The organism is Ralstonia sp. 1138, from assembly GCF_040544795.1.
GTDB classification, from domain to species: Bacteria; Pseudomonadota; Gammaproteobacteria; order Burkholderiales; family Burkholderiaceae; genus Ralstonia; species Ralstonia flatus.
The window spans coordinates 1-1709 of sequence record NZ_JBEPKQ010000023.1; the positions used below are offsets into that span (position 1 = coordinate 1).

Consider the following 1709-nt stretch of genomic DNA (forward strand, 5'->3'; position numbering starts at 1 on the left):
GCGGATGCGAACTACACGCCGTGGTTCACGCCGACGGGCAACCCGGTGACGGTGAACAACGGCAGCCTGTCGACGGCGCTGCAGGGCGGCACGAGCGTGACGCTCAATGCGAGCAATGGTACGGGCGGCGCGGGCTGGATCAACGTGGCGGCGGATATTGCGTCGACGGGCTCGGGCAACCTGACCCTGCTGGCGGCCAATGGGCAGAACGTGACCATCGGCGCCAACATCAGCTTGGGTAGCGGAAGCTTTACGGCCACGGGTGGGGCGGGAACCAATGCGACTGGTAATAACGTGGCAGGAGGTGCGGGAGGTAGTGTCATCGTTGCTGCAGGCACGGCGATTACTGCGGCGAACGTGACGCTGACGGGTGGCAACGGTGGTGTCGGATCGACTACAGCCGTAAATACTGTCAACGGTATTGTGAACGGTGGTGCGGGCGGCGCAGGCGGTGCCGTCACGGTCTCCGGCGCTATCAATGCGACGAACGTCAATATTACCGGTGGCGCAGGCGGCGGCGGCGGCGGCGGGAGTGGTCAACCGACGTCGAGCAACCCCTCCGCCTTGTTCAACCAGCAACCTGGCGGTACAGGCGGTGCGGGCGGTGTAGGTGGGGCCGTGACGATTGCTGCAACGGTTACTGGAACAAGCAGCGCTAGCGTGCGTGGCGGTGCGGGTGGCGGCGGCGGTGGCGGTGGCGGTGCAGCAGGTTCGTACCACACGCCCGCTGCGAGCGGTGGAATTGGTGGTGCCGGTGGGCAAGGCGGTGGTGTGACGTTTAACACCGGGACCGTGACGGCACCGCAAGTCACTATGGTGACTGGGAATGGTGGTGGGGGTGGTGGTGCTGGTGCTGGTATTGGGACTTACGCCTCGAATAACGGACAGAGTGGGACTGCAGGTACGACGGGCGGAGCCGGCGGCGCGGGCGGGTCCGGTAATGTCGGCACGGGGGGGGCTGGTGGGGCAGCGGGAACAAACGGCGGTGCTGGTAGTGCTGGTGCCTTGGCTACTAGTAATTCTGGTGCCGTTGGTTCAGGCGGTGCAGGTAGCACATTCACGTTTAATGGCACCGATACCCTGAGCGGCACGAACGCGAGCTTCAGTAGCAATAGCGGTTTCGTGATCAACGGTAACCTGGCATTGAATTTCAGCGGTGCGCCGAACATTGCCAACAACATCACCGGTCCTGGCGTCTTCACGCAGGCAGGCGCGGGCACGACGGTGCTGAGCGGTAGTGGCAGCACGTTCAGCGGTGGTGTCAATATCACCAACGGTGGTGTCAACATCACGGGCGCGTGGGCTCCCACCACTAACGCGGCCAACGTGACCATGAGTAACGGCACGACGTTCGCGGCAGCAAACATCACGGCTGCAAATACCAACGTGAACGGAACGGGTGCAATCAACCTGCGCGGGGTGAACGTAAGTGGTAATTTGACGGCGAACACCACGGGCAACTTGACACTGGCGGGCGCCCTCAAGAGCGGCGCCAACATGACGCTGATCGCCGGTTCGGGTGGCGCCTCGGGTCTCGCCAACGGTACGGATGCGGCAGGGGATGTGCTGGTGTCGGGTGGATCGATTGCGCTGCCGAACACCTCGACGCTGACGGTGTACACGGGCAATGACAACCTGCGGGCATTGGACGCAGTGGTGACCGGCGGCACTGGGGCCACGACTTATGCGACGTATAACGCGACGCTGGG

1 protein-coding gene is annotated in these 1709 nt (G+C 63.7%); it reads left to right on the forward strand.

The features are described 5' to 3' along the window. On the forward strand, positions 1–1709 hold a 1709-nt coding region (locus tag ABIC76_RS25530), incomplete at both ends, for a beta strand repeat-containing protein (RefSeq protein ID WP_502947910.1).